The following is a 26069-nucleotide window of genomic DNA, read 5'->3' on the forward strand; positions in this document are numbered from 1 at the left end:
CAGCGGTATGGAAGGCAGCGCCCTACTGGGACGCTTTCTCCACTTCGGCCTGCACCTGGTCGAACAGCTCCTGGCCGACCGCGTCGATCACCGTCTGGATCGCGGGCTGCGCCCTCTCGCGCATGCGCTGGATCTCGTCGGCACTGACCTCATTGATCTGCATGCCACGCCCTTTCAACGTCGCCAATGCCTGGCTGGCCTCGCGGCGGGTGTCTTCACGCTCGGCATCGCGCGCCTTTTCCGCGGCTTTCATGAGGATGTCCTGCTCGGTCGCGGACAGCCCATCCCACCAGCGCTTGGAAACCGTGACGATCCAGGGGCTGTATACGTGATTGGTCACGCTCAGATACTTCTGCACCTCATAGAACTTGGACGAGAGGATGGTGTTGAACGGGTTTTCCTGGCCATCGACTGCCTTGGTTTCCAGTGCGGTGAACAGCTCGGAGAACGGCAGCGGCACCGCGTTGGCGCCCATGCGTTTGAAGGTGTCGATGAACACCGGATTGGGCATCACGCGCAGCTTGATTCCGTTGAAGTCTTCGTACTTTTCGATCGGCCGGGCGCTATTGGTCACGTTGCGAAACCCATTTTCCCAGTACACCAGCCCAACCAGGCCTTTCTCCTCGAGCTTGTCCATCACCTGCCGGCCCACGGGACCGTCCAGTACCTGATCGGCCTGGCGCGGGTCGGTGAACAGGAATGGCGTATCCCACACCGCCATCTCCTTGCTGATGCCGACCAGCGTCGCGGTCGAGCCAACCATCATCTCCTGCGCGCCGCCGATAAGGGCGTTCTGCATCTGGTCGTCCGAACCGAGGCTGGCGGAGGCGAAGGTACGCACCTTCAGCTTGCCGCCCGAGGCCTTGGCCACTTCCTCGGCAAGCAGCTTGGCCGCCCTGCCCTGGTTGCTGTCTTCGTTGAGCCCGTAGCCGAAGCGGATCATGCGTGGGCGGATGTCGTCCGCCGCCTGCGCGTAACCAAGGCTGAGTGTGCTGCCGAGCAAGGCGGCAGCCAGGGTGCTGATGAGAAGTCGTTTCATGTCGCGTTACCTTCTTGTTGTTGGACGTTGGGTTGTAAAGCGCTTGAATTGCAAGACCGGCGCTACCGCAGCCAGGCCAGGGGCACGGTGATGATCGAAGGTACGGCGATGAGCAGCCCGACGATTACCAGATAGATAAGGAAGAACGGCATCACGCCACGCACCAGGGTTTCCATGCGCAATCGGCCGATGCCGCCGACCACGTTGAGCACGGTGCCCACCGGCGGCGTGATCAGCCCGATGGAGCCGATCAGCACGAACATCACGCCGAAGTACACCGGGTCGATGCCGGCCTTGATCGCGATCGGCGCCAGCACCGGACCGAGGATCAGGATGGTCGGCGTCAGGTCCAGCACCATGCCGACGGCGATCATCAGCAGCATGATGGCGACCATCAGCAGTTTCGGGTCCTGCGCCAGCGGGCCGAGCATCGCCGCGATCTCGTCGGGCAGCTGCGCCAGGGTGATCATGTACGCCGACACGGTTGCGGCGGCGCAGAGGAACATCACCGAGGCCGTGGTGCGGCTGGCACGGGTCAGCACCTCGACCAGTCCGGCCCAGTTCAGCTCGCGATACAGCAGGGTCGAAACGGCCAGGGCGTAGACGGCGGCGACCACCGCCGCTTCGGTCGGGGTGAACAGACCGCCACGCAGCCCGCCGACGATGATCACCGGCAGCATCAGCGCGGCAGCACCGTCGACCAGCACGCGGCGGCGCTCTGCAGCGCTGGCCTTTTCCTGTTTCGGTTCGTCGATCCGCCGGGCGATCAGCGTCCAGGCGACGATCAGACCCATGCCCATGATCAGCCCCGGCACCATGCCGGCGAGAAACAGCTGGCTGATCGACGTGCCGGTCACCACGCCGTAGATCACGAACGGCATCGACGGCGGAATGATCGGGGCGATGATCCCGCCAGCCGCCACCAGGCCCGACGACGAGCTCAGCGGGTAACCGCGCTCGCGCATCATCGGCAGCAGCAGCGTCGCCAGCGCGGCGGTATCGGCCAGGGCCGAGCCGGACATGCTGGCCAGCAGCACCGAGGCGGCAATCGCCACGTAACCCAGGCCGCCGCGCTTGTGGCCGAAATAGGCCTGCGCCATGGCGATGATGCGCCGCGAGATGCCGCCGGCATTCATCAGTTCGCCGGCAAGGATGAAGAACGGCACCGCCAACAGCGGGAAGCTGTCAGCGCCGGCCTGCAGATTCTGCGCGAGCAGCTGCACGTCCCAGAAATCCAGGTACCACATCAGCACCGAGCCGGTGAGCAGCAGTGCGAAGGCGATGGGCATGCCAAGGGTCATGAAGCCCAGCAGCGATGAAAGGAAGACGACGACGGTCATACAAGGTCCTCGGATGGGCAGTGCCCGTATTGTTCTGAATGCGGCGTCGCTTCAGTCCGCGGTGACATTCGCAGCAGCAACGGTCGATGGCTGATCACGCCGCCAAACGTTGACCAACTGCAGCAGCGCCAGTACCGCCAGCGCGACCATGCTGGCAGCCACCGGCAACATCGCCAGGCCCAGCGGATAACCGACCACCGGGCTGTTGATGGTCCAGCCGAACTGCATCTGGTTCCAACCGCCCCAGGCCGCCAGGCAGCTCGCACCGGCCACCAGCAGCCAGCTAAGGGAGTCGACGACGCGGCGGAACAGCCGCGGGAAGCGGTCGCGCAGCATGGAAAAGCTCATCAGCTCGCCGCGGCGCATGCTCGAAGCGACACCGACAAACACCAGCCAGACGAATGCCAGCCGCGACAGCTCCTCGGCGCCCGTCCAACCGGTGCCGAAGGCGTAACGCAGCACCACGCTCGAGAACACAACGACGACCATGAAGGCCATCAGCGCGGCCATCAGCCAGTCGGTCAGACGGTCGAAGTGTTGCGCGACCGTGCCGCTGTAGATCGGCTCGTTGGTCAAAGGCGGCGCAGTGGTAGCGCTATCAAACGGACGCGAAGAAAGATCGACACGGGTTTCGATCAGCTCATCCAGACCGGCGCCCTGCATCCATTCGACGATCTGGCGCAAGACGACCTCGCGCGGTTGACTGGCATCCACGGTCAATACGCCCGGTTCGCCCTCGGGGCATTCGAGGGTGGCGAACTGGCTGTCGACCAAGGAAATCGGCATGAAATGCCCCGCCCTGCCACCGACTCGCTGTATGGCGGTTTCGTAATCGATGGCCAGATGGGCGAAACGCAGCTCCGGGACCGCGCTGCGCAGCAACTCCCGGTAGCTGCGCTTGAGCGCCGAGCAAGCCAGCACGAAGCCGCTGCCCGCCGCCAGGGTGCGTTGCATTTCGGCGATCAGCGCGTGCAGCCACTCCACGCGATCGGCGTCGGACAGCGGCGTGCCGGCACGCATGCGCGCCACGTTCTCTGCCGGATGAAAGTTGTCCGCTTCGATGTGCGGCAGGCCGAGCGCATCGGCTACGGCGTGGCTGGTGTCCGTCTTGCCGGAACCGCTGACGCCCATGACGACCAGAACCGGAAGCGCGGAAGCCTTTGAGGTATGCACTGAAGGCATGCGAGGAATCCATTGTTTTGCTTGTTTGGCCTGATGTTAGCGCTATCACGCATCACGATAGAACTACCGCTCGTCGACCATCCGGTCACGATACGGCTGTTTTCGCACGGCATTGCGGTCGACTTTCGCGGCGGCACGACTACAATCGCGTCCCTTGTAATCGAGGACACCAAGCATGCCAAAAGCCATGTGCCGCCACATTCTGGTCAAGACCGAGGCCGAAGCCGCGCAGCTGAAAAAGCGCATCGCCAATGGCGAAGCATTCGACGTGCTGGCGCGCAAGTACTCGACCTGCCCGTCCGGCAAGAAGGGTGGCGACCTCGGTGAAGTGCGCCCCGGGCAGATGGTGCGCAGCATTGATCAGGTGATTTTCAAGAAGCCGCTGCGCGAAGTGCACGGCCCGGTAAAGAGCCAGTTCGGCTACCACCTGGTGCAGGTGTTCTACCGCGACTGAGCCAGCGCTCAGCCAAAGCGCTGCAGCTGCATCTCCCGCAGACGGCTGAGCGTGCGGCGGAACGGGAATGCCAGATAGCCCTCGGTATACAGCTCGTCCAGTGCCACGTCGGCTTCGATATAGAGCGGAATCCGCCGGTCGTAGCACTCGTCCACCAGCGCGATGAAGCGGCGCACGGCATCATCCCGCGCGGCGAGCCTGGGCAACTGGCGATCACCCGCCACCACCCGCGCGACTCCATCCTCGGTGCCACGGGCAATGCGCCCATCGCGCTGCGTGCCGCCGAGCTCGGGCACGTCACCAATCAGGATCGCCGTGAAACGGTCGCACAGCTCGATGAAGTCCAACGCCGAGAACGGCTGTTCGCACAGATCGGCGAAGCGGCACCAGAGCACCGATTCGCTACGCCGCACGACGTCGAGCTGGCGGCGGCTGAGCGCCAATGGCTCGGTGCTGACCGCTCCATCGGCCAGCGCCTCGAACGTCGCGGCTAACGCAGTGGCGCCGTCGAACGGGGCGATCCAGTAGCGCTGCAGCGCAGCGCCGGGACGCAGGCGGTGATCGGCGCCACCATCCACATCCACCACATGCATGTGCTGCACGATGGCATCGATGGCCGGCAGAAAACGCTCGCGATTGAAGCCGTCGGCGTACAGCTGCTCTGGCGGCTGGTTGGAGGTAGCGACGATCACCACGTCGTGCTCGAAGAGCACCTGGAACAGGCGTCCCAGGATGATTGCGTCACCGATGTCACCGACGAACAGCTCGTCGAAGCAGAGCACGCGAATCTCTTCCGAGAGCTCTTTGGCCAACGCCTGCAGCGGATCGGCCGTACCGTTGAGCTGGAACAGTCGGATGTGTACCCAGCGCATGAAATGGTGGAAATGCTGCCGCCGTGACGGAACGGCCAGGCTTGCGTGAAACAGATCCATCAGCCAGGTCTTGCCACGCCCGACCGGCCCCCACAGATAAACGCCAAGCGGCAGTTGCGCACCTGAAATCAATGCCTCATGGCAGGCCTGGAGCCGTGCCACAGCGCGCTGCTGAGCCGCGTCGGGCAAGAAACCGTCTTGCACGATGGCCTGCTGATAACGTTCAAGGGGCGAGTCGGCGTGCATGATCGTCCGGCGCAAAAGCCGCCATGGTAGCGCGCGACCGCTCAGTTGTGCCCATCATGCAGCAGCAGTCGCTCGGCCTGGGCGCCGAGCTGCTCCAGCAGCATCGCCTGCGCCGGCAACAGTTGCTCGTGAACACGGGTCAACGCATAGACCGGCACGCTGATGGCCGGCTCGAGCAGACGGGTCTGCACCTCGCCGCCAGTGGCCGCCAGCGCGGTGAACGGATCGACCAGCGCCACGCCCTGCCCCGCAGACACCAGCTGCCGCGCCAGCTGATAGGTCTGCACCCAGGTAACGACGCGCGGCGGCGGATCGAGCTCCTCGATGTGGCCGCGCAACAGGCTGCCCAGTGCATCGCGGGCGTCGATGCCGATCAGCGCTTTACCCGCCAAGGCCTGCAGGCGCAGCGGGCGGTGCAGTTCATCCGGCTGCCACCAGCCAGGCGGCGCGATCACGTGCATGCGTCCCTCGGACAATAGCCGGCTGCTCAGTCCCGGATGCTCCACCGCCTGTGAAGTCAGCCCGAGATCGGCTTCGCGCAGTAGCAGGGCCTCGACGATTTCCGCCGTGTGCTGCGTGGCGAGCTGACAGACCGTACGTGGAAATCGCTCGCGCCAGGTGCGCAACGTCTGCGGCAGCAGCGCCTGAGCCAAGGCCGGCGTACAGATCAGGCGCAACGCGCACTCCTCGCCCCGGCCGAGGCTGTCAGCTAGCCGCCGCAGATTCTGCAGGTCGATGGCCAGGCGTTCGGTCTGCTGCTGCAGCACCCGCGCCTCGGCAGTGGGCTGCAGCTTGCCCCGCACCCGGTCGAACAGCGCAAAGCCCAGTTGCTGCTCGGCATGCTTGAGAATCTTGCTTGCCGCCGGCTGGGAGATATGCAGCAGCTCGGCCGCGGCCGTCAGGCTGCCGGTTTGCAGGATCGCCTGGAACAGTTCGATATGACGCAGCCGCATGCATGTCCCCCTTCAGTCAATCGAGCATAACCGCAGGTTATGGGAACGCTCCATCCTTTCATTGGCCGCCTCGCTGGCACGCGGCCTAGGCTGCGCTGATCGAGTCGGAGGAGCAGTTGCATGCGGGTAGCAGTCATCGGCGCAGGCGTTATCGGGCTTGCCACAGCCTATTCACTGGTGCGCCAGGGGCACAGTGTCGAGCTGATCGAAGGGCGCGACGATGTCGCCCTGGAGACCAGCTTCGCCAATGGCGGGCAGCTCAGCTATCGCTACGTTTCGCCGCTGGCCGATGCCGGCGTGCCGCTGCAGGCGATTGGCTGGATGCTGCGCGGAGCCGATGCCCCGTTGCGTTTCCGGCCGCAGGCGAGCCTGCATCAGTGGCGCTGGTGCCTGCAGTTCCTGCTAGCGTGCCGGCGTTCGGTCAACCGGCGCAACGCGGCTCACTTGCTGCGGCTCGCCCTGCACAGCCAGCAGATCCTGCGCAGCTGGCGCGAGCAGGACCAGCTGGACGGCTTCGCCTGGCGCGCCAACGGCAAACTGGTGATCTATCGCGATCAACACAGCCTGCACAAGGGCGCAGCGGCCATCGACGACGAATCAGGGCAGCGGCTGCTGGACGCCGCGCAATGCGTCGACGTCGAGCCGGCGCTGACACCGTTGGCGTCATCGCTGCACGGCGGCATCTATTCGCCCGGCGACGAGGTTGCCGACTGCCATCTGTTCTGCACCGAACTGCTGCGGCGACTGCGGGCATCGCCTGCGTTTCTCCTGCATACCGGCCAATCGGTAAGCGCATTGCGCAGCGAAGGCAAGCGCGTCCGCGCGGTCGTGCTCGGGCGCGAAGAAGTCGCCGTCGACCATCTGGTAGTGGCGGCCGGCACCGGCAGCGTCGGGCTGCTCAAACCGCTGGGCATTGACCTGCCGATCTACCCGCTCAAGGGCTACAGCCTGACCCTTGGGCTGGCCGACCGAGACCGCGTGCCGCAAACCAACGTCACCGACTATGACAACAAGGTCGTCTACGCCCGCCTCGATGACCAGCTGCGCGTCGCGGCGATGGTGGATATCGCCGGCTGGGATGCCGGACTCGACCAGCAGCGCATCGCCACCCTGCAGCGTCTGGCTGGCGAGACCTTTCCCGGCGCCGGCGACTACCAAAACGCGCGGCAATGGGCGGGCCTGCGCCCGGCGACGCCCCAAGGTACGCCCCTGCTCGGCCGCAGCGGCTTCGACAATCTCTGGCTCAACGTCGGCCACGGCAGCCTCGGCTTCACCCTGGCCTGTGGCAGCGCCGACCTGCTCGCCAGCGTAATCGGCGGATCACCACCTGCTGTCTCCCTGGACGGCTTGAGCCTGCCCGCCTGACCACTCAAAGAGGAAACCGATATGCCCGTTCAACGCATCGAGAGCAATCCGCGAATGTCCGCCGCGGTCATTCATGCAGACCTTGTGTTCCTCGCCGGCCAGGTGCCGGACGACCGCGGCCTGGATGCCGCCGGACAGACCCGCGAGGTGCTGGCGAAGATCGACCGGCTGCTGGCCGCCGCCGGATCCAGTCGCGAGCACCTGCTCAGCGCGCAGATCTGGCTGAAGGACATCGACGCCGACTTCGCCGCCATGAACGAGGTCTGGAGCGACTGGCTGCCAGCAGGCTGCGCACCGGCACGGGCGACGGTACAGGCGCGTCTGGCCTCGCCCGAGGTGCTGGTCGAGATCATGGTGATCGCTGCGCGCGCCTGACCACAGCGGTCTATCGTTCCTGCGCCGGCCAACCACAGTTGCAACCACCCACAATACAAACAAGAGGGAACCGCAATGAACCACCAGATCCGTAACGGCCTGTTCGGTATCACCCTGGCCGGCGTGCTCGCCAGCGCCTTGGCGAGCACAAGCGTGCTGGCGCAGGAGCGCTTCGTCACCATCGGCACCGGAGGGCAGACCGGCGTGTATTACACCGCCGGCCAGTCGGTGTGCCGCTTCCTCAATCGTGCCGAGGTGAAGCCCGCCATCAAATGCAACGCACCCTCGACCGCGGGCAGCGTGACCAACATCGTGTCGTTGCACAAAGGCGAGTACGACTTCGGCTTCATCCAGTCCGACCATCAGCACAAGGCGCTGCAGGGCCTGGCGCCCTTCGACAAGGAAGGCGCCGTCGAACTGCGCGCGGTGTTCTCGCTGCAGTCGGAGATTCTCACCGTGGTCGTTCGTAACGACAGCGGCATCACCGATCTGGCCGGACTCGAAGGCAAGCGGGTAAACATCGGCGTGCCCGGCTCGGGCAGTCGCGACACTTTCGAGGAAGTCATGCAGGCCAAGGGCTGGACGAACGCCAGCTTCGCCCTGGCCGCGGAACTCAAACCGGCGGAAATGGCTTCCGCCCTGGGTGACAACAACCTGGACGCCATCACCTATGTGGTCGGCCATCCGAGCGGTGCGATCCAGGAAGCCTTGACCAATGTAAAGGCCAGGATCATTCCCGTGCAGGGCGCCGAGATCGACAGCCTGCTGGCCAAGGCCGATTACTACAGCGCCGTGGAAATCCCCGCAGGGCTCTACCCGGGCGTGGAAGGCGCCATTCCATCGATCGGCGGCAAGGCCGTGCTGGCGACCACCAGCAAGACCGACCCGGAGGTCGTCTATCAGCTGGTCAAGTCGGTGTTCGACAACCTCAACCGGTTCAAGCGCCTGCATCCGGCCTTTGCCGACCTCAAGGCCGAAGACATGATTCGCGTCGGGCTGACTGCGCCACTGCACGAGGGCGCCGAGCGTTATTACAAGGAGAAGGGTTGGCTGTAAGCCGACGAAATCAGCGGGCGTCACCGCCCGCTGATGCACAGACTCAGAGCTCCATGGACAGGCTAACGCTCAGGTTGCGCGGCTCACCCGGCATGATCCAGACATTGCTGTAGGAGCGCTCGTAGTAGGTCCGGTCGAAGGCGTTGTTCAGGTTCACGCCGAGGGTCAGCTTTTGCGTCGCCTTGTAGCGCGCCAGCAGGTCCACGGTCGTGTACGACGGCAACTCGAAGTCGCTATCGGCCTGCCCTGCCCGATCCCCCACGTAGTTCACGGCGCCGCCAAGGGAAAGTCCGCTGAGATCACCATCGAGGAATTCGTAGGTGGTCAGCAGGCTGCCGCTGTGGCGCGGTACGTTGAGCAGCCGGCTGCCGCTGGCCAGGGTGTTGTCGCGAGTCACCTCGGCATCCACGTAGGCGTAACCACCGATCACGCGAATCGCATCGGTCAGCTGCCCGGCCAGCTGCAGGTCAATCCCGCGGCTGCGCACCTCACCGGCGGCAATCTGAAAACCGTCGTTCGCCGGATCGCTGGTCAGCACGTTTTCCTTTGTCAGGTGGAAGGCTGCGGCGGTGAGCCCCAAACGGCCGTCGAACAGGTCGAGTTTGACCCCTGCCTCATAACCCACGCCTTCTTCCGGATCGAACGTGGCGCCGCTGAAGTCCGCGCCATTGTTCGGCTTGAACGACTGCGAGGCGTTGGCGAACAGTCCGACCTCCGGTATCAGCTGATAGAGCACACCGACACGAGGCGTGACCTTTTCATGAGTCTGCTCGGTGCGCCGGCCAGCAACCTCATTGTCCAGGCGTTGTTCGTAGTGGTCATAGCGGGCGCCGATGACCCCGAAGAGCTTGTCGGTAAAGCGAATCTGGTCCTGCAGGTTTAGCGCCCGGCTATGCACCAGCTCATTGCGGTCAACCGTACGCGCCGGGTTGAACGCCGGACGCGGTGTACCGTAGACCGGGTTGAAGAGATCGATGGTGCGCAGGTTGTTGGAGCGCAGCATGAACTCGCTCAGGGCGTAACGCTCGTACTCGGTGCCGATCAAAAGCTGATGCTCGATCGAACCGGTATCGAAGCGCCCACGCAGCTCCAGTTGGGTGATCGCGTCCTGCCAGTCGTAGTCGCGATAACGCAGGTTGCGGGTCAGCGTGCGGTCGTCTGCTGCGACCTCTGCCGCTTCGGTGGCGTAGCCATCCATCCGGCCCTGCTTGTAGTGGCTGGCCAGGCGCAGCGTCCAGACCTCGTTGAGGTCGTGTTCGAGTTCGGCCTGCAGCGTTTCGTTGTCGTTGCTGATCGGCCCATCCGAGGGTTCGCCATAGAACGCTGAGCGGGACACCTTGCTCAGGTCGCCACCGGGCGCGACCACGCCGCGATCGAAGGTCTGGCGGTTGCGCACCACCTCTGCCTGCACCAGCAGCCGCGTATCAGGGCTCAGCTCCCAGCTGAAGGACGGCGCGACGAACTGCCGTTCAGCCTCGCGGTGGTCGCGAAAACTGTTGTTGTCTTCGATGGCGATGTTCATGCGATAGAGCATGTTGCCGTCTTCATCGAGCGGCGTGTTCACGTCCAGCGCAGTGCGATAACGGTCCCAGCGACCGGCGCTAAGATCGAGACGGGCAAAGCTGTCCAGCTGCGGGCGCTTGCTGACGATATTGATCGTGCCGCCGGGGTCGCCGCGGCCGTAAAGGCTCGCCGAAGGCCCCTTGAGCACTTCGACCCGCTCGATATTGGAAGCGTCCGGTGGGTTCATGAAGCCGCGGTTGACGCTGAAACCGTCCTTGTAGAACTCTCCGGTGGTCAGCCCGCGCACGCTGTACTCGTACATGGTCAGGCCACCGAAGTCGTTCTGCCTGGCGACACCGCCGGCGAAGTCCAGCGCCTTCTCAACGCGCGGGCTGTCCAGATCCTGCAGCACGGATGCTGGAACGACGCTGATCGACTGGGGTATTTCCTCGATGGGTGTGTCGGTTTTCGTCGCGCTGCGCGTGCGTTTGGCGCGGTAGCCCTGAACCGGTCCATCGGCGCGTTCCTGATCTGCCGTGATGGTGACGGAGTCCAGTACCGCCGCTTCCTGTGCCCCTGCCAGCGGTACGCCAGCCAACATCAGCGCCGTTCCGGCACCCACCCACCTCAATACTGCACTTGCGTTATTCATGCTAAAACTCAGACACCGATGTTATATCGTAACAATGCTGTAGGTTTAGCAAGCGAGTGTCAATGGAACGATTCGTATCTGCTTCTTTGATCAGGGGTTGCGCAACGAACGGCATCGGTGTGTCGGTCGTGACTCAGCGCTTGAGGTGAGGGTTTTGGGTAAGCGGCAGGCTGAAACTCTGTTCGCCTCGGTCGTCCTTTCCTGCGGCTCCATGCATCCGACAAAGTCGCGTTGAGCTACCTGATAGGCCCCCTACCCCCGGATGCTTAAGCTAACGCCGTCAGGCGTCACTGATCCGGCATCAGCATTTCGGGCACCTCGCGCCCGGCGACGAACAACTCGTCGACCAACCGTGTCACCTCCGCCTCGTTGCGAACCCGGTACCACTTGCCGGCCGGATAGACGCTCAGCGTCGGGCCCTGATCGCAGGGGAACTGGCACTGCGTCCGGGTGATGTGGACGCCACCGGCGCATTCGAGCTTGCCGGCAGCCTTGAGCTTTTCCCTTAGCCCCTTCCACAGCGGCAAGGCACCGCGACGTGTGCAGCGCGGGCCATTGCATAGCAGCACGCGGTGCTCATGCAGGGGAATCTTCGACCAGGCGTGCACCTCTGGAAGCGGTGCGACGTCGGTGCACGGCAGGTGCAACTCCGGTCGGTCGATCAAGGCGCAGGCCGCTTCGACGGGCAGCGCCTCGGCGGTGCCAATTGCACTGGCCACGAAGATTTGCTCAGCGCCTTCGAGCTGCACGAGTTCGCTACGCAGCCAGTCAAGATGAGCGCTGCTCGATTGCGGCTCGAGGTCGATCACCAAGAGTGGCCGACCGCTTTCACTGACCGCATTCCACAGCGGTTCGTAGCCTGAGCCTGTATCGATAACGTCCCGCAGCGCTTGTTCGTCGCGCAAAGCAGCCAGACGTGCACGGAATACTTCGGCGAACGAGCCTTCAGACAGGTCGGGACCGACGAACAGGACGCGGGCGTAGGGTGAATCAGCGGTAGTCATTGGCTCTCTCCTTAGCGGCGCGCAGTCTAGCAGCGACGGGCGAAGGCGAGCGATCAGGCGCTGGAATCGACGCCGACGGTTTTGAGCGCCGAAAACAGTTCATCACGGCGTGCGAATTCCCGGCTCACCGCCGGTAGCAACGGGCGACGCAGGAGCAGGACCGGCAGGCCCCGCTCACGAGCCACCTGCAGTTTGGGTTCGGTGGAGTCGCCGCCGCTGTTCTTGCTGACGAGCACATCGCAATTCAGACGTTCGAACAGCTGCCGTTCAGCCTCAAGGTCGAACGGACCGCGGTCGCCGATAATTTTGGCTCGGTCAGTCGGTGCCTGTGCGTCCAGGCAACGAACGGTCCAGTGTTGGTGTTCAGGAATTTCGTGCAGGTGCGCCAGCGGCTCGCGGCCGAGCGTGAAAAACGGTCGCTGGAAATCGCCCAGGGCGCCGATCAGCTCAGCCCAGTCGTTCACCTCGTGCCAATTGTCCCCCTCGCCTGCTTGCCAGGCCGGGCGGCGTAACGCCCAGCATGGAATTCCCGCCTGTTCCGCCGCGATTGCTGCATTGGCGCTGATCTGCGCCGCGTAGGGGTGCGTGGCATCGACCAGCAGCTCGATACGTTCCGCCGCGATGAAGGCAGCCAGCCCCTGCGCACCGCCAAAACCGCCTACGCGGACCTGGCACTGGAGGTCGCCGGGCACGCGTCCCAGACCGGCCAGACTGTAAACATGCGAGGAGCCAAGGCCGCGAGCAAGACGCAAGGCATCGCCCGTGCCGCCGAGCAGGAGGATGCGGGTCATCGCGGCTTCTCGACCTGCAACAGCGTGATCGGCAACGCTCCACGCCAGGTATCGAAACCGCCCAGCGGCTGCGCATGCGCCACGGATATCCTCGTCAGCTCGCCGCCAATGCGTTCACGCCAGCTCATCAGCAGCGCCTCGCTCTGCAAGGTCACCGCATTGGCCAGCAACCGCCCGCCCGGTTTAAGGCTGGCCCAGCATTGCTCCATCACGCCCGGAACCGTAACGCCGCCGCCGATGAAGATCGCATCCGGCTCGGGGAGGCCTGCCAGTGCCTCAGGCGCCCGGCCTGCCACCAGACGCAATGCTGGAACGCCCAGCGCGTCGCGGTTGTGTTCGATATGGGCCTGACGCCCGGCATCGGCCTCCACCGCTATCGCCCGGCAACTGGCATGCGCACGCATCCATTCGATGCCAATGGAACCGCAACCGGCGCCGACGTCCCAAAGCAACTCGCCCGGCATGGGTGCGAGCCGAGCCAAGGTCAGCGCGCGGACGTCCCGCTTGGTCAGTTGGCCGTCGTGTCTATAGAGCTGATCGGCAAGACCGGGTGTGAGCGGCAGGCGCTGGGCATTCGAGTCCGCTACGCATTCAACAGCCAACAGATTCAGATCGGCAATCACATCGAATGACCAGTCCGCTGCAAGGGAATCCAGCCGCCGTTCCCTGGCGCCGCCCAGATGCTCAAGCGCGGTCAGACGGCTCGCGCCAAAGCCCCTGCTCGTCAACAATTGCGCCACCTGAGTGGGGCTGGTTCCGTCGTTGCTGAGGATCAGCAGCCGCACACCAGGAGATATTTTGGCGCTCAGTGCCGCGAGCGGTCTGGCAACCAGGGATAGCACCTCCGTTTCCTGCAGCGCCCAGCCAAGACGTGCCGCGCCCAACGAGACTGACGACGGCGCTGAGAACACCCGCATCTCCTGTGCATCCAACTGCCGCGCGAGCGTGGCGCCAATGCCATAGAACATGGGGTCTCCACTTGCCAGCACGCATAAAGGCGAGCCGCGACCTGAAAGCACCGGTTCCAGACTGAACGGCTTCGGCCAGGACTCTCCCAGGCCCTGCAGGTGATCGGGCAACAGCGCCAGCTGCCGATCACCGCCGATGATGCGTGTTGCCTCACCGAGAGCCTGCCGAGCCGCTTCGCCGAGCCCGGCCCAGCCGTCTTCGCCGATCCCCACCACCGTCAACCAGGGCGTCATCCCGCCTCTCCATCACAATGCCAAGCCTTCGTCGGGACAGGCTTGGCTGTCGCGTCGTCCGGCAAAGCGGGCATAATAGCGCCTTCGTCGGTGCCCGCCGCGACCACGCCACGGGCCTAAGAGGGAATACGGAGCGATCTGATGATCGTGACCGAGCTGCCCCCGCAACTGTAAACAGCGAATCCTCCGCGCACACGCCACTGGGAAACCGGGAAGGCCGCGGATGATGAAGACCTGTCAGCCAGGAGACCTGCCGACGACGCTGGTCGCGAGTGCCAACATCGGGCGGGGTGTACCGATGCCAACTGAGTTCAACGAACTCTCCCGGTCTGGTCGCCGCGTCTTTTTTGGTTACAGGTGCACCGTGCGCGACCATGCCTCCCATGACTGAACTGCCCGTTCCTCGCCCAAGCGCTTGCCCTGGCCTGCTGCGCATCGTGCAGGCGCTGGACGGCGGCATCTGCCGAGTCAAGTTGCCGGGTGGCGTTCTTGCCGCGAGTCAGGCCCGCTCCATCGCCGAGGCGGCGCAGCGCTTTGCGAGCGGCGTGCTCGAGCTGACCAACCGCAGCAATCTGCAGATTCGCGGTGTACGTGCCGAATCCGAGCACGATCTGATCCGCGCACTGCTCGCCGCGAACCTCGGCCCGTCGGTGCTCGATGCCGACGATGTACGCAATCTCATGCTCAGCCCCGCTGCCGGCCTGGACCCTCAGCAGCACATGGATACCCGGCCGCTGGCCGACGCACTCCTGGCGCTCTTGCAAAACAATTCCGCGCTGCACGTCCTGTCCGCCAAGTTCGCCATCCAGCTCGATGGTGGTGAGAGCCTATGCATGCTCGAACACCCTCACGACCTCTGGTTACGCGCCCTCCCCGGCGCCCCGCAGTTGATATTCGGCCTGGCCGGCTGCCCGACCGACAAACCGCTGGGCATGGTTGCCGCTGCGAACGCCGTACAGCTGGTCGAAGCGATCCTGCTGACCTTTCTGGAGTGCGCCGGCCCGGAGCAGAGCCGCATGCGTCAGCTGCTCGAATCCATCCCGGCCGATGAACTGGTGCGACGGGTTCAGGCGCGCCTGCCATTCGCAATTTCACCCGTAGCGGTTGAATGCCAACGCCAAATCCCTGCCGCTGCCCCGCCGATTGGCATCATCGCGCAACGCCAGGCAGAGCTCGCGATGGTCGCGGCCAGCGCGCCGCTGGGGCGGATCAGCGCCGAACAACTTGGCGCCGTTGCCGAACTGGCGCAGCGGCATGCAGATGGCAGCCTGCGGCTTACGCCCTGGCAGGGTCTACTGATTCCAAATGTGCAGATCCACGAGGCGGACAACGTACTCGCAGCCCTCACGCAAGTCGGGCTGCTCACCAACAGAGCCGCTCCCCTGCCCAACCTGATTGCCTGCACCGGTTCTGCCGGCTGCGCGCGCGGGCTGGCCGACACCAAGCACGACGCTCTGGTGTTGGCGGCCTGCCTGCAACAGCATGACGCGCGTCCGCAGGTACACCTCAGCGGTTGCTCGCGCTCCTGCGCGGCTGCGCATGTCGCGCCGTACACGCTGCTTGCCGTGGGCGAAAGCCGCTATCAGCTGTTCGAACGCACCGAGAACAAGACCGGCTCCGGCCAACCACTGGCACCACCCATGAATATCGACGAAGCGGGCGCCTGGCTCGCCCAGCACCACGCAACGGGACGCACCCATGCTTGATTACATCCGCGACGGTCAGGAAATCTACCGGCGCTCCTTCGCCACCATTCGGGCAGAGGCCGACCTCAGCGCCATCCCAGCCGATATGGAAAAGCTCGCGGTGCGAGTAATCCACGCCTGCGGGATGGTGGACATCGTCAGTGATCTCGCCTTTTCTCCACGCGCCGGGGCGGCCGGCCGTGCCGCCCTGCACGCCGGCGCGCCGATCCTCTGCGATGCACGGATGGTGGCCGAAGGCATCACCCGGCCACGCTTGCCGAAGAACAACCGGGTCATCTGCACCCTCCATGACGATGGCGTGCCGGACCTGGCTCAGGCGCTCGGCAACACCCGCTCTGCCGCTGCGCTGGAGCATTGGCGTGAGCATCTGGAGAGCAGCGTGGTGGTGATCGGCAACGCGCCGACCGCGCTGTTCTACCTGCTGGAAATGCTCGATGCCGGCGCGCCAAAACCTGCACTCATCATCGGCATGCCGGTCGGCTTCATCGGCGCGGCGGAATCCAAGGACGCGCTGGCAGCGGACAGCCGCGGCGTACCCTATGTAGTGGTTCGCGGCCGGCGCGGCGGCAGTGCGATGGCGGTGGCTGCGGTCAACGCCCTCGCCACGGAGGTGGAATGATGGACGGCAAAGGGAGGCTGATCGGGCTGGGTGTAGGCCCGGGTGATCCGGAACTGATCACCCTGAAGGCCCTGCGCCTGCTGCAAAGCGCGGCGGTTGTCGGCTATTTCGTGGCCAAGGCGAAAGCCAGCAAGGGCCACGGCGGCAACGCCTTCGGCATCATCGAGCAGCACCTGACCGACCAGCAGCAGCGCATGCCGCTGGTTTATCCAGTTACCACCGAAAAGCTCGCGCCGCCGCTCTCCTACGAGGATGTGATCGCCGACTTCTACGACACCTGCGCGGTTCAGATTGCCGCCGAGCTCGACGCCGGGCGAGACGTGGCCGTGATATGCGAGGGCGACCCGTTCTTCTACGGCTCCTACATGTACCTGCACGACCGCCTGGCTGCGGACTACCCGGTCGAGGTCGTGCCGGGCGTCTGCTCGATGCTGGGCTGCACCTCGGTGCTCGGCACGCCTTTGGTTTACCGCAACCAGAGCCTGTCCGTGCTGTCCGGCGTGCTGCCGGAGGCGGAACTCAAACAAAGGCTGCGTGACGCAGAGGCGGCCGTGGTAATGAAGCTCGGGCGCAACTTCGAAAAGGTCCGCCGCGTACTGCAGGAGCTGGGACTCGAGAAACGCGCGCACTACGTCGAACGCGCCACCATGGCCAACCAGAAGATCGTTCCGCTGGATGAGGTGGAGCCGATGTCGTCTCCTTACTTCTCGATGATCCTCGTTCCCGGCGAGAAATGGCGCGGCTGAAGCTACGATTATTCCCCTGTTCCACCCGACTCTCGGATGCCCTATGCCCGGCCTCGCAACTACCGCACCCGCCATCGTCGTACTTGGCGCCTCCGCCCTCGACACCGCCAGACGGATACAGCGCGTCTATCCGGGAGCACAGGTTCATGGGCTGAGCGGACGCGCTGTCGAAGCCGACAGGCCGTACGATAACTTTGGCGAGCATCTGCGCGATCTGTATCGAGCCAACACGTCGATCATCGCGCTGTGCGCGGCGGGGATTGTGATCCGCAGTCTGGCCCCAGTACTGGGCGACAAGGACAACGAGCCCCCGGTACTGGTGGTTGGTGAGGATGGCAGCGCAGTGGTGCCCTTGCTCGGCGGCCTGGCAGGCGTAAATCGGATGGCCCGGGAGATCGCCGCCGCACTGGAGGTCAGCCCGGCCATCACCACCAGCGGCGAGCTGCGCTTCGGCGCTTGCCTGCTCTCCCCGCCGCCCGGTTACGTGCTGGCGGATCTGGAGCAAGGCAAGCGGTTCGTCAGCGACTTGCTGGCTGGTGCGCCTGTGCGCGTCGAAGGTCCGGCGCCCTGGCTGGATGAACTCAGCCTGCCGCTCGACCCGCAAGCGCAACACCGGGTATCCGTCAGCCCGCTCCGGCAGGACGATGCGTGCACCCTGAGCATCCACCCCAGGCTGATCGCGATTCATGTCGAACGCGTTGGCCCGGAACTGGATACCGAGGTTCAGCAGCTGATCGATGAATCCAGCTTTTCGCCGCACAGCCTTGCCTGCCTGATCGCACCGCTCCACCTCATGTCCAGCACCGAGCTGCAACACGTGGCCAGCCAGCTTGGCCTGCCGATCCGCTACAGCGACGACACCACGCAATTGCCGGCGCAGCACAGTCGCAGCCAGCGCGCACGGCTATTGCTCGCAGATGAGCCGATCGACATCAAGCAGATCGGTCAGCCCCGCGGCTCGCTGACGGTGATTGGCCTCGGACCGGGCGCTCCCGAATTCATGGTGCCTGCGGCGCGCCAAGCGCTGGACGAGGCGCAAGACCTGCTCGGTTACGAGACATACATAAAGATGGCCGGCCCGCTAAGGCCAGGCCAGGTCAGCCACTGCAGCGACAACCGCGAGGAGCTGCAGCGTGCAGCCCACGCCTTCGAGCTGGCCGCCAGCGGTCGCCGGGTTGTGGTGATATCGTCCGGCGACCCCGGTGTGTTTGCCATGGCCGCCGCGGTACTGGAAGCGCTGCACGCATCAAGCGACCCCCGCTGGCACGCCGTGGATCTGCAGGTGCTGCCAGGCGTATCGGCGGCGCTGGCCACCGCCGCCAAAGCCGGCGCGCCGCTGGGTCACGACTTCTGCATGCTCTCGCTATCGGACAATCTCAAACCCTGGACGCTGATCGAGAAGCGTCTGGAACACGCCGCTGCGGCCGATCTTGTCATGGCCTTCTACAATCCCATTTCCAAGGCGCGGCCCTGGCAGCTCGGGCGGGCGCTGGAATTACTTCGCCATTACCGCACACCGGAAACACTGGTTGTGCTTGGCCGCGACATCGGTCGCCCAGCCGAAGCCCTGACTGTCACCACGCTTGGCGACCTCACGCCCGAACAGGTGGACATGCGCACGCTGGTCATCATCGGCTCGTCGCAGACCTGCCGGTTTGCCAAGCCGGACGGTGGCGACTGGGTCTATACCCCCAGAAGTTACCCTGCCGATTGAACGGAAACCTCGTTTTAGACGTGCCGAAAGCCGATAAACCCACTACCCTAGCGACGCTTGATGGTTCTGCCCCAAAGGCAGAGGCAAGAGGGAAGCAGGTACGCCCACGGGCTACTCCTGCGCTGCCCCCGCAACTGTGAACGGCGAGTTCACCTGCAATTGAAGTCACTGGCCTGATCGGCTGGGAAGACGCAGGTGCACATTGACCCGTGAGCCAGGAGACCTGCCATCAGCGTGCCGATCCCGGCGCCTTTCAACCCGCATCCCTCGGAGGGAGAACGATGCATATCGAACCTGGCGTACTCAACGCCGCAAAAATCGTCTTTGCCAACGCCGCAGCCGTTTCAACATTGGCAGTGTTCCTGCCCAAGCTGATGTGGCGCCCCGACATCTGGGTCAAGACCCTGCTCGCCGCGTTGTTCTTCTCCATCTTCATGGAGGTCTTTCACATGCCGGTCGGCGCCTCGGAACTGCATTTCGTGGGTGCGTCGGCTGTTTATGTGATATTCGGCTTCGTGCCGACGCTGTTCGGATTCGCTATTGGCCTGCTGCTGCAAGGGCTGCTGTTCGAGCCGTCCGATCTGGTGCACCTGGCGGTCAACTCGCTGTCGCTGATCCTGCCGCTGATCGCCGCCCACGGCCTGCTCGGCCGGCACTTCTTCGCCCAAGGCGGACGCGTTATTCGCTGGGCCGAAGTGGTCAAGTTCGACGCAGCCTTTTACGGCGGCGTGGTGCTGATGGTCGGCTTCTGGCTGTCGCTGGGTAACGAACCCACGCCGCTGCAGAATTGGGCGATGTTCGCCGTGTCCTACCTGCCGCTGGTGCTGCTCGAGCCGTTGTTCACCTGCCTGGTGGTCCGCACGCTCAAGCGCTTTGCAGATAACCCGCTGATCAGCCGCTTCACAACCGTCAAAACCCTCGCGACCGCCTGATCAGGCCACGCCAGCGCTGACGATCAGTCTTCGTCAGCGCTGCGGCGACGTAGCAAGTAGCTGTCCATCATCCAGCCATGTCGCTCGCGCAGCGCGGCGCGGGTACTGCGGATCTGCTCCGCCACCTCACCGACCTTTCCTGCAATCAGCACCTCATCCGCGGTGCCCACGTATGCGCCCCAATAGATGTCCATCTCCTGATCGACGAACAGGCAGTAGGTATCCCGCGCATCGAGCATCACCAGTACGCTATCCAGCCCGTCAGGAAAGCCCTCGGCCAATCGCCGGGCCGGCATGATTTGAAATGCCTGACCGATACTGTTGAAGCAGACTCTGTGCCGGGCCGCCAGCGCCTGCAGGCTGGTGATGCCGGGGATCACCTCGTAGGTGATGGGCTCCGGGCTCGCCTGCACGATGTCCTCGACGATGCGCAGCGTGCTGTCATACAGCGCAGGATCACCCCAGACCAGAAAGCCGCCCACCTCACCATCGGCCAGCTCATGGTGGACCATCTGCTCGAACACCCGTTGCTTGTCCTGATTGAGGTCGACAACGCTGGCCCGGTAGTCGGCGACACCTCGCACGCGCTCAGGGCATTCGGCCTCGACGAAGCGATACCCCGGCGTGTCGATGAAGCGCTCGCAGATGTGCTTGCGCAGGTGGATAAGCGAATCCTTCGAGGCGCCCTTGTCCATCAGGAAAAACACGTCGACACGGTTCAACGCCTTGATCGCCTGGACCGTCAGAAAATCGGGATCGCCTGCGCCAATGCCGATGATCAGTAGTGTTTTCACAAGTTCTGGCTCCATTGCGCTAAAGGTTGGTCGTTTAGACAGGGTTGTTCAGGGTCGCGAGCGTGTCGATGTGCTGATACTCCGCGCCCAGTTCTTCGGCCAGCTTCCGTGCACGACCCAGGCGAATCGGCGCGCTCTCGATGTCTACCAGCACAGCCGGGCAAAGACTCGGTTCCAGAGCTGTCGACTCACGCAAGCGGCCGTCCGTGAGGACCAGCAGTCGATGCTGCTCGGCGGGCTTGAGTTGCTGCCGACGACGCTGCCATGCTGCCGCCTGCTGCAAGGCATCCAATAGCGGCGTGCCGCCACCTGCGCCGAGATCAGCCAGCCATTGTTGCTGCACACCGGTCACCTTGTGACCTGGCCAAACCCAGTCGGCTTGCTTGCCGTTGGCCCGCAAAAGCGCCAGCCGCACTCGTTGCCGCCGGGCCTGCTCGAACACCTCGCCGAGCAGCCCTTTCGCCTTGCTCAGCGCACCGTGGCGACGGGTCGAGCCCGAGGCATCGACGATGATCAGCCACACCTCGCTTGCCTGCCGACTTCGAGGTCTCAGGACGAGCTCATTCCGGTGCTGCGGCCTGCCGTTGAGCATAAAGGTCGCGGCCCAGTCGATCCGCCCAGACACGCCGCCGCGACTGGCGCCATGCCGCCCTCCATTCACGCTACCCGGTGCTGCTCGTGCATCCGCGCCGGAGGCGCTGCGTGGGCGGATGCTCAGGGCTTTTTTGACCAGCGAGGCGGTTCACGCCGAGCACCCACAGGTTGAACCTGGGCCGGCAGCTGCCCCCAGTCGCCAGCGCCCTGATCATTCTGACCAGCGCTGGTGTCTTCCTTGGCTTGAGTCTGCTGTGGCTGCTGCTGCGGCGGTGAAGGCGGCGTTGCCTGCTGCTGCCGATGACGCAGAACAAAATCGGCCACCGCATCGATGTCCTCGGCCTCGATGCGTACCGAGCCACGCCAGGCCGCATGGGCGCGAGCAGCTCGCAACCAGACCAGATCAGCTCGCAACCCATCGACCTCGGCGGCAAAGCAACGCTGACTGATTTGCTCCAGTGCTGCCTCGTCCAACGGAATATCGCGCAGCTGGGCGCGCGCTTGCTGGCAGCGCGCCCGCAGCGCCCCCTGCTCTTCCGACCATGAGGATAGAAAGCGCTGCGGATCGGCATCGAAATTCAGCCGACGGCGAACGATTTCCGCCCGCTGTGCAGGCTGTGGCCGCGCGTCCAGCGCAACGTTGAAGCCGAAACGGTCGAGCAACTGCGGCCGCAGTTCGCCCTCCTCGCTGTTCATGGTGCCGATGAGCACGAAGCGCGATGGGTGCCGATGGGAAACGCCGTCCCGCTCCACATGATTGATGCCGCTGGCCGCCGCATCGAGCAACAGGTCGACCAGGTGATCCGGCAGCAGGTTGACCTCGTCGACATAGAGCACGCCGCCATCGGCCTTGGCCAACAAGCCCGGCGAGAACTCGGCGCGCCCTTCACCCAGAGCTGCATCGAGATCCAGCGAGCCCACGATGCGTTCTTCACTGGCACCCAACGGCAAGGTGACGAACTGGCCGCTCGGCAGCAGGTCCGCCAGCCCTCGCGCCAGGGTCGATTTGGCCATGCCGCGAGGGCCTTCGATCAACACACCGCCAATCGCGGGATCGATTGCTGCCAGACAAAGGGCCAGCTTGAGGTCATCGGCTCCGACCACGGCGGCGAGGGGGAAATGGCTATCGCGCATGGCAGGCATCCGTAGAGGCAGAAAGCGGTACGTAGGGTGGGATGGAGGAAAGGCGCTCGCTCATGACTCCTCGCTATCGATCAGCAGATTTTCCAGCGCTTCCTGATACTCGCCGGGCTCCTCCCAGAGCCCACGTTGCTGGGCTTCCAGCAGGCGTTCGAGGATGTCCTGCAGGGCCTCGGGGTTGTGTAGCTGGATGAACTCCCGGGTATCTCGGTCCAGCGCATAGGCATCGGCCAGCAGCGCGTACTGGTGATCATCGATCAGCCCGGTGGTGGCATCGAAGGCGAACAGGTAATCCACCGTGGCCGCCAGTTCGAAGGCGCCCTTGTAGCCGTGCCGCTTCATGCCGGCGATCCACTTGGGGTTGGCCGCGCGGGAACGCACCACCCTGCCCAACTCTTCTTTCAGGCTGCGGATTATCGGGTTGTCCGGCTGACTGTTGTCGCCGTGGTAGCTCGCCACCGATCCGCTGCGCAGGGTTTCGGCGGCGGCCAGCATGCCGCCCTGAAACTGGTAGTAGTCGTTGGAATCGAGAATGTCGTGTTCGCGGTTGTCCTGATTCTGCAGCACCGCCTGTACCTGTTGCAGTCTCTCGGCGAAGCGCGCTCGCGCCGGTACGCCTTCGTCGTCCTTGCCATAGGCATAGCCGCCCCAGTTCAGGTAGACCTCAGCCAGGTCCTCGCGGCTCTGCCAGCGGCGGTCTTCGATGACGTTCTGCACCCCCGCACCGTAGGCACCGGGCATCGACCCGAAGATGCGCCAGCCGGCCTGACGCCGCGCTTGTGCCTCGTCCAGACCGCCGTCCTCAAGCTCGAGGGATTCACGCCAGACCCGCGCGGACAGCGGATTCATATCCTCCGGCTCATCGAGATCGGCCACCGCTTGCACCGCTTCGTCGAAGATGCGAATCAGGTTGGCGAAGGCATCGCGGAAGAAGCCGGACACTCGCAACGTGACGTCCACCCGTGGCCGACCCAGTTCTTCCAGCGGCACGATCTCGAAACGTTCCAGCCGGCCGCTCCCTGGCTGCCAGACCGGCCGCACTCCGAGCAACGCCATGGCCTGCGCCATGTCATCGCCGCCGGTTCGCATGGTCGCGGTGCCCCACATCGACAGTCCGAGTTGCCGCAGGTAGTCGCCATGGTCCTGCATATGCCGTTCGAGCAGGCGCTCGGTGGCTTGCACTCCAATGCGCCAGGCGGTCGGCGTGGGCAGGTTGCGCACGTCGACGGTGAAAAAATTGCGGCCTGTCGGCAGCACATCGAGGCGACCACGGCTCGGCGCACCGCTGGGGCCAGCCGGCACGAAGCGGCCCTGCAAAGCCGCCAGCAGGCCCGCCATTTCTTCCTCGCCGCAACTGTCCAGCATTGGCGCGACCTGCCCACGCAGCTGCTCGATCACTTCGCTGCTGGCCGGTCCGAAGCCCTGCGACTCGCTGTCGATAAGCCCCAGCGCAAGCATCTCCAGCCGCTCCCGGGTGTCGCCATGGGTGCGCCAGAGGCTGGCATCGCAGCGCTGTAGCACCTCAGGCCGCGGCCCCAGCCAGGGCGCAGCCATGTCACAGTTGATGGGGTCGAAATCCAATCCCAGATCATCGGCCAGTGCCCGCAACAGGCTGGCGTTGGCCCCTATCCCGTTGCCTCGGGGAATGCGCAGCAGCGCAAGCAGGGTGTCACGCCGCAGTCGTCCGCTGGGAGACTCGCCGAAGACGTGCAAACCATCGCGTATCTGGGATTCCTTCAGATCGCAGAGATAGGCATCGAGCTGCGGCAGCCAACTGTTGGGATCGTCGCTCAGTTGCAGCCCCAGCTCGCGGTCCAGATTGGCCTCGCGCACCAGCACAAGGATCTCGCTGCGCAGCTCGGACGCGCGCCGCAAGTCGAGCTGACTGGCTTCGTAGTACTCGTCGGCCAGGCGCTCGATGTCACGCAGCGGGCCATAACTTTCGGCGCGCGTGAGTGGCGGCATCAGGTGGTCGATGATTACCGCCTGGGTACGGCGCTTGGCCTGGGCCCCTTCGCCCGGATCGTTGACGATGAAGGGATAGATATTCGGCAGCGGGCCGAGCACCACGTCCGGCCAGCAGCAGTCGGACAGCCCAACGCTTTTGCCCGGCAACCATTCGAGGTTGCCGTGCTTGCCGACGTGGATCACCGCATCAGCGGCGTAGCGCATGCGCAGCCAGGCGTAGAACGCGAGGTAGCCGTGCGGCGGTACCAGATCGGGGTCGTGATACATGGCGGCCGCGTCGAGCTGATAGCCACGCGCCGGTTGTATGCCAACGAAGGTCGAGCCGAAACGCAGCCCGGCGATCATCAGCCGACCAGAACGAAACATCGGGTCCTGCTCGGGCGTGCCCCAGCGATCGATCACCGCCTGCTGGTTGGCAACTGGTAGCCCACCGAAGAACGGCTGGTACTCCTGCAGTGCCAGGCTCTGGGCACAGGGCCGCAAATCGAGGTTATCGAGGTCGTTGGTAACGCCGCCGAGTAGCTCATGGATCAGCGCCGTGCCGCTCTCGGGCAGATCGGCCACCGGGTATCCCTGCGCCTGCAGTGCGCGAAGGATGTTCAGCGCAGCGGCCGGCGTATCCAGCCCGACCCCGTTGCCGATGCGGCCGTCACGGGTGGGATAGTTGGCCAGGATGAGCGCGACTCGCTTGTCGCCGTTAGGTAACCGCGCAAGCCAAGCCCACCTCTGGGCAAGCTCGGCGACATGGTCCATGCCTGGCAGATGCGGTTGGTAGCAGATCACGTCGCTCTGGCTGCGTTCGCTGCGCCAGGCCAGGCCCTTGAAACTGATAGGCCGGGTAATCAGTCGGCCGTCCAGCTCCGGCAGCACGATATGCATCGCCAGGTCTCGCGACCCCAGGCCCTGAGCGTTGGCCTGCCATTGTTCGTGGTTATCCAGGGCGCAGATGGCTTGCAGCACCGGGATGTCCAGACGGAAGGGCCGCAGGTTTGGAGCGTCCGGGCTGGACTGGGCGAAGCCTGTTGTATTGATGATCACCGCAGCGCCGCTCTGCTCCAGCCAGGCCTCGACCTGCGTGAGGCAAGCCGCCTCCTTCAGGCTGGCCACGGCGATAGGCAAGGGGTTAAGGCCCTGAGCCGTCAGCCGCTCACAGAAGGTGTCGATGAAGGCCGTATTCGCCGCCTGAACCTGCGTGCGATAGAAGATCAGCCCAACCACCGGTGCGTCCGCTCGCCAGTCGCGCTGCCAATCATCCAAGGACGCGGTTGACTGATGGGGGTGATAGATCGCCACCCGCGCCAGCGCCTCGGGTTCGTGCCAGGCATAGTTTCGGCCCAACCAGCGACTGGCGATGCAGTGGTAGAACTGGCGCGCGTTGTCGATGCCACCCTGGCGCAGGAACTGCCACAACCGATGGCTATCCTCGGCCGGCACATTGCCGAGCTCGCTCAACTCAGGATCAGGGCTGTCATCGCCCGGCACCATGATGATCTTGGCGCCGCGCTGGCCCAGCTCCACCAGCCGTTCGATTCCGTAGCGCCAGTAACTGACGCCACCGTGAACGGAAATCAGGATGACCTTGGCGTGCTGCAGGACCTGCTCGACATAGAAGTCTATCGACGCGTTGTTGCCCAACTGGGCCGGGCTCGCCAGCCGCAGGCTGGGGTAATCCTCAGGCAGCTGGCCGGCCACCTCGGCCAGCAGTGACAGATGCGAATCACCCGTGCACAGCACGACGATGTCCCCAGGTGTCTGGCCCAGGTCGGCAATGCTGTCGGCCGGCAGTTGCTGGCCGGGCTGGGTGCGCAGCAGATGCACGGCC

Annotated in this window: 22 protein-coding genes and 2 riboswitches; of the genes, 9 read left to right on the forward strand and 13 right to left on the reverse strand. The window is 64.5% G+C overall.

All coding sequences use genetic code 11. The features are described 5' to 3' along the window. Nucleotides 1-22 precede the first annotated feature (22 nt). From BM275_RS07415 to BM275_RS07425, 3 genes are all read right to left on the reverse strand, one after another. Nucleotides 23-1039: a TRAP transporter substrate-binding protein gene (locus BM275_RS07415; protein WP_090520330.1), complete on the reverse strand. Its 1017-nt coding sequence runs from the start codon at nucleotides 1037-1039 to the stop codon at nucleotides 23-25. Between the two features lie 62 nt (nucleotides 1040-1101). Next, the gene (locus BM275_RS07420; protein ID WP_014820165.1) at nucleotides 1102-2379 is read right to left on the reverse strand and encodes a TRAP transporter large permease; all 1278 of its coding nucleotides are present in this window, start codon (nucleotides 2377-2379) and stop codon (nucleotides 1102-1104) included. Between the two features lie 51 nt (nucleotides 2380-2430). Then, the gene (locus BM275_RS07425; RefSeq protein WP_090520331.1) at nucleotides 2431-3561 is read right to left on the reverse strand and encodes a gluconokinase, GntK/IdnK-type; all 1131 of its coding nucleotides are present in this window, start codon (nucleotides 3559-3561) and stop codon (nucleotides 2431-2433) included. A gap of 175 nt (nucleotides 3562-3736) precedes the next feature. On the opposite strand from BM275_RS07425, the gene BM275_RS07430 reads away from it, so the two are divergent. Then, nucleotides 3737-4015 carry a peptidylprolyl isomerase gene (locus tag BM275_RS07430; RefSeq protein WP_003285081.1) on the forward strand — a complete coding sequence of 93 codons (279 nt, stop codon included), beginning with the start codon at nucleotides 3737-3739 and terminating at the stop codon, nucleotides 4013-4015. Nucleotides 4016-4023: 8 nt separating this feature from the next. Here BM275_RS07430 and zapE read toward each other — a convergent pair whose 3' ends face one another. Both zapE and BM275_RS07440 read right to left on the reverse strand, forming a co-directional pair. Further along, on the reverse strand, nucleotides 4024-5133 hold the full coding sequence (gene zapE, locus BM275_RS07435; protein WP_090520334.1) for a cell division protein ZapE: 1110 nt from the start codon (nucleotides 5131-5133) through the stop codon (nucleotides 4024-4026). A gap of 41 nt (nucleotides 5134-5174) precedes the next feature. Next, nucleotides 5175-6086 (reverse strand): LysR family transcriptional regulator, encoded by a 912-nt coding sequence (locus tag BM275_RS07440; RefSeq protein WP_058065815.1) that lies wholly within the window; start codon nucleotides 6084-6086, stop codon nucleotides 5175-5177. A 120-nt stretch (nucleotides 6087-6206) separates the two neighbouring features. Here BM275_RS07440 and BM275_RS07445 point away from each other — a divergent pair, with 120 nt between their 5' ends. From BM275_RS07445 to BM275_RS07455, 3 genes are all read left to right on the forward strand, one after another. After that, nucleotides 6207-7451: a D-amino acid dehydrogenase gene (locus tag BM275_RS07445; RefSeq protein ID WP_090520337.1), complete on the forward strand. Its 1245-nt coding sequence runs from the start codon at nucleotides 6207-6209 to the stop codon at nucleotides 7449-7451. 21 nt (nucleotides 7452-7472) lie between these two features. Continuing rightward, a complete protein-coding gene (locus BM275_RS07450) occupies nucleotides 7473-7826 on the forward strand; it encodes a RidA family protein (protein WP_090520339.1) in 354 nt (117 codons plus the stop codon). 75 nt (nucleotides 7827-7901) lie between these two features. Beyond that, a complete protein-coding gene (locus BM275_RS07455) occupies nucleotides 7902-8882 on the forward strand; it encodes a TAXI family TRAP transporter solute-binding subunit (RefSeq protein WP_090520341.1) in 981 nt (326 codons plus the stop codon). Nucleotides 8883-8925: 43 nt separating this feature from the next. Here the strand turns inward: BM275_RS07455 and BM275_RS07460 are convergent, their stop codons facing one another. The 4 genes from BM275_RS07460 to cbiE all read right to left on the reverse strand — a co-directional run bounded on the left by BM275_RS07460 (nucleotide 8926) and on the right by cbiE (nucleotide 14034). Further along, the gene (locus tag BM275_RS07460) at nucleotides 8926-10986 is read right to left on the reverse strand and encodes a TonB-dependent siderophore receptor (RefSeq protein WP_090520344.1); all 2061 of its coding nucleotides are present in this window, start codon (nucleotides 10984-10986) and stop codon (nucleotides 8926-8928) included. Between the two features lie 338 nt (nucleotides 10987-11324). Next, nucleotides 11325-12041: a (2Fe-2S) ferredoxin domain-containing protein gene (locus BM275_RS07465; RefSeq protein WP_042928316.1), complete on the reverse strand. Its 717-nt coding sequence runs from the start codon at nucleotides 12039-12041 to the stop codon at nucleotides 11325-11327. Nucleotides 12042-12094: 53 nt separating this feature from the next. After that, nucleotides 12095-12832 (reverse strand): cobalt-precorrin-6A reductase, encoded by a 738-nt coding sequence (locus BM275_RS07470; protein WP_090520347.1) that lies wholly within the window; start codon nucleotides 12830-12832, stop codon nucleotides 12095-12097. Continuing rightward, complete coding sequence (gene cbiE / locus BM275_RS07475; RefSeq protein ID WP_090520349.1) at nucleotides 12829-14034, reverse strand: precorrin-6y C5,15-methyltransferase (decarboxylating) subunit CbiE; 1206 nt, start codon at nucleotides 14032-14034, stop codon at nucleotides 12829-12831. Before cbiE ends, BM275_RS07470 begins: the two co-directional genes overlap by 4 nt. Before the next feature lie 71 nt (nucleotides 14035-14105). After that, nucleotides 14106-14306, forward strand: a riboswitch (cobalamin riboswitch). Nucleotides 14307-14408: 102 nt separating this feature from the next. Between cbiE and cobG the strand changes: the two genes are divergently transcribed. From cobG to BM275_RS07500, 5 genes are all read left to right on the forward strand, one after another. Continuing rightward, the gene (gene cobG, locus BM275_RS07480; protein ID WP_090520351.1) at nucleotides 14409-15740 is read left to right on the forward strand and encodes a precorrin-3B synthase; all 1332 of its coding nucleotides are present in this window, start codon (nucleotides 14409-14411) and stop codon (nucleotides 15738-15740) included. Further along, nucleotides 15733-16359: a precorrin-8X methylmutase gene (locus tag BM275_RS07485; protein ID WP_090520353.1), complete on the forward strand. Its 627-nt coding sequence runs from the start codon at nucleotides 15733-15735 to the stop codon at nucleotides 16357-16359. The genes cobG and BM275_RS07485 overlap by 8 nt, the downstream gene beginning before the upstream one ends. Further along, complete coding sequence (locus tag BM275_RS07490) at nucleotides 16356-17105, forward strand: precorrin-2 C(20)-methyltransferase (protein ID WP_036991894.1); 750 nt, start codon at nucleotides 16356-16358, stop codon at nucleotides 17103-17105. The genes BM275_RS07485 and BM275_RS07490 overlap by 4 nt, the downstream gene beginning before the upstream one ends. A gap of 43 nt (nucleotides 17106-17148) precedes the next feature. Next, complete coding sequence (cobJ, locus tag BM275_RS07495) at nucleotides 17149-18819, forward strand: precorrin-3B C(17)-methyltransferase (protein ID WP_042927054.1); 1671 nt, start codon at nucleotides 17149-17151, stop codon at nucleotides 18817-18819. 44 nt (nucleotides 18820-18863) lie between these two features. Then, nucleotides 18864-19064: riboswitch (cobalamin riboswitch) on the forward strand. 36 nt (nucleotides 19065-19100) lie between these two features. Next, complete coding sequence (locus tag BM275_RS07500; protein WP_042927056.1) at nucleotides 19101-19751, forward strand: energy-coupling factor ABC transporter permease; 651 nt, start codon at nucleotides 19101-19103, stop codon at nucleotides 19749-19751. A 23-nt stretch (nucleotides 19752-19774) separates the two neighbouring features. Here BM275_RS07500 and cobF read toward each other — a convergent pair whose 3' ends face one another. The 4 genes from cobF to cobN are packed head-to-tail and all read right to left on the reverse strand — an operon-like array spanning nucleotide 19775 to nucleotide 26065. Further along, the gene (gene cobF / locus BM275_RS07505; protein WP_090520355.1) at nucleotides 19775-20545 is read right to left on the reverse strand and encodes a precorrin-6A synthase (deacetylating); all 771 of its coding nucleotides are present in this window, start codon (nucleotides 20543-20545) and stop codon (nucleotides 19775-19777) included. 34 nt (nucleotides 20546-20579) lie between these two features. Then, nucleotides 20580-21278: a vWA domain-containing protein gene (locus BM275_RS07510; protein ID WP_167362153.1), complete on the reverse strand. Its 699-nt coding sequence runs from the start codon at nucleotides 21276-21278 to the stop codon at nucleotides 20580-20582. Next, entirely contained in the window at nucleotides 21260-22273 is a 1014-nt protein-coding gene (locus BM275_RS07515; protein WP_090520357.1) for a magnesium chelatase ATPase subunit I, read from the reverse strand. Before BM275_RS07515 ends, BM275_RS07510 begins: the two co-directional genes overlap by 19 nt. A gap of 60 nt (nucleotides 22274-22333) precedes the next feature. Then, the gene (gene cobN / locus BM275_RS07520; protein WP_090520359.1) at nucleotides 22334-26065 is read right to left on the reverse strand and encodes a cobaltochelatase subunit CobN; all 3732 of its coding nucleotides are present in this window, start codon (nucleotides 26063-26065) and stop codon (nucleotides 22334-22336) included. Nucleotides 26066-26069: the final 4 nt, after the last annotated feature.

The sequence above is a fragment of the Stutzerimonas kunmingensis genome (genome assembly GCF_900114065.1).
Taxonomy (GTDB): Bacteria; Pseudomonadota; Gammaproteobacteria; order Pseudomonadales; family Pseudomonadaceae; genus Stutzerimonas; species Stutzerimonas kunmingensis.

Bases quoted from the DNA above. Each gene is read 5' to 3' on its own strand.
- BM275_RS07455 (WP_090520341.1), top strand. From the start codon at position 7,902: ATGAACCACCAGATCCGTAACGGCCTGTTCGGTATCACCCTGGCCGGC.
- BM275_RS07420 (WP_014820165.1), bottom strand. From the start codon at position 2,379: ATGACCGTCGTCGTCTTCCTTTCATCGCTGCTGGGCTTCATGACCCTT.
- BM275_RS07430 (WP_003285081.1), top strand. From the start codon at position 3,737: ATGCCAAAAGCCATGTGCCGCCACATTCTGGTCAAGACCGAGGCCGAA.
- BM275_RS07500 (WP_042927056.1), top strand. From the start codon at position 19,101: ATGCATATCGAACCTGGCGTACTCAACGCCGCAAAAATCGTCTTTGCC.
- BM275_RS07415 (WP_090520330.1), bottom strand. From the start codon at position 1,039: ATGAAACGACTTCTCATCAGCACCCTGGCTGCCGCCTTGCTCGGCAGC.
- BM275_RS07460 (WP_090520344.1), bottom strand. From the start codon at position 10,986: ATGTTGGCTGGCGTACCGCTGGCAGGGGCACAGGAAGCGGCGGTACTG.
- BM275_RS07490 (WP_036991894.1), top strand. From the start codon at position 16,356: ATGATGGACGGCAAAGGGAGGCTGATCGGGCTGGGTGTAGGCCCGGGT.
- cobG (WP_090520351.1), top strand. From the start codon at position 14,409: ATGCCTCCCATGACTGAACTGCCCGTTCCTCGCCCAAGCGCTTGCCCT.
- BM275_RS07440 (WP_058065815.1), bottom strand. From the start codon at position 6,086: ATGCGGCTGCGTCATATCGAACTGTTCCAGGCGATCCTGCAAACCGGC.
- BM275_RS07470 (WP_090520347.1), bottom strand. From the start codon at position 12,832: ATGACCCGCATCCTCCTGCTCGGCGGCACGGGCGATGCCTTGCGTCTT.
- BM275_RS07465 (WP_042928316.1), bottom strand. From the start codon at position 12,041: ATGACTACCGCTGATTCACCCTACGCCCGCGTCCTGTTCGTCGGTCCC.
- zapE (WP_090520334.1), bottom strand. From the start codon at position 5,133: ATGCACGCCGACTCGCCCCTTGAACGTTATCAGCAGGCCATCGTGCAA.
- cbiE (WP_090520349.1), bottom strand. From the start codon at position 14,034: ATGACGCCCTGGTTGACGGTGGTGGGGATCGGCGAAGACGGCTGGGCC.
- BM275_RS07515 (WP_090520357.1), bottom strand. From the start codon at position 22,273: ATGCGCGATAGCCATTTCCCCCTCGCCGCCGTGGTCGGAGCCGATGAC.
- BM275_RS07450 (WP_090520339.1), top strand. From the start codon at position 7,473: ATGCCCGTTCAACGCATCGAGAGCAATCCGCGAATGTCCGCCGCGGTC.
- BM275_RS07425 (WP_090520331.1), bottom strand. From the start codon at position 3,561: ATGCCTTCAGTGCATACCTCAAAGGCTTCCGCGCTTCCGGTTCTGGTC.
- BM275_RS07485 (WP_090520353.1), top strand. From the start codon at position 15,733: ATGCTTGATTACATCCGCGACGGTCAGGAAATCTACCGGCGCTCCTTC.
- BM275_RS07445 (WP_090520337.1), top strand. From the start codon at position 6,207: ATGCGGGTAGCAGTCATCGGCGCAGGCGTTATCGGGCTTGCCACAGCC.
- cobJ (WP_042927054.1), top strand. From the start codon at position 17,149: ATGCCCGGCCTCGCAACTACCGCACCCGCCATCGTCGTACTTGGCGCC.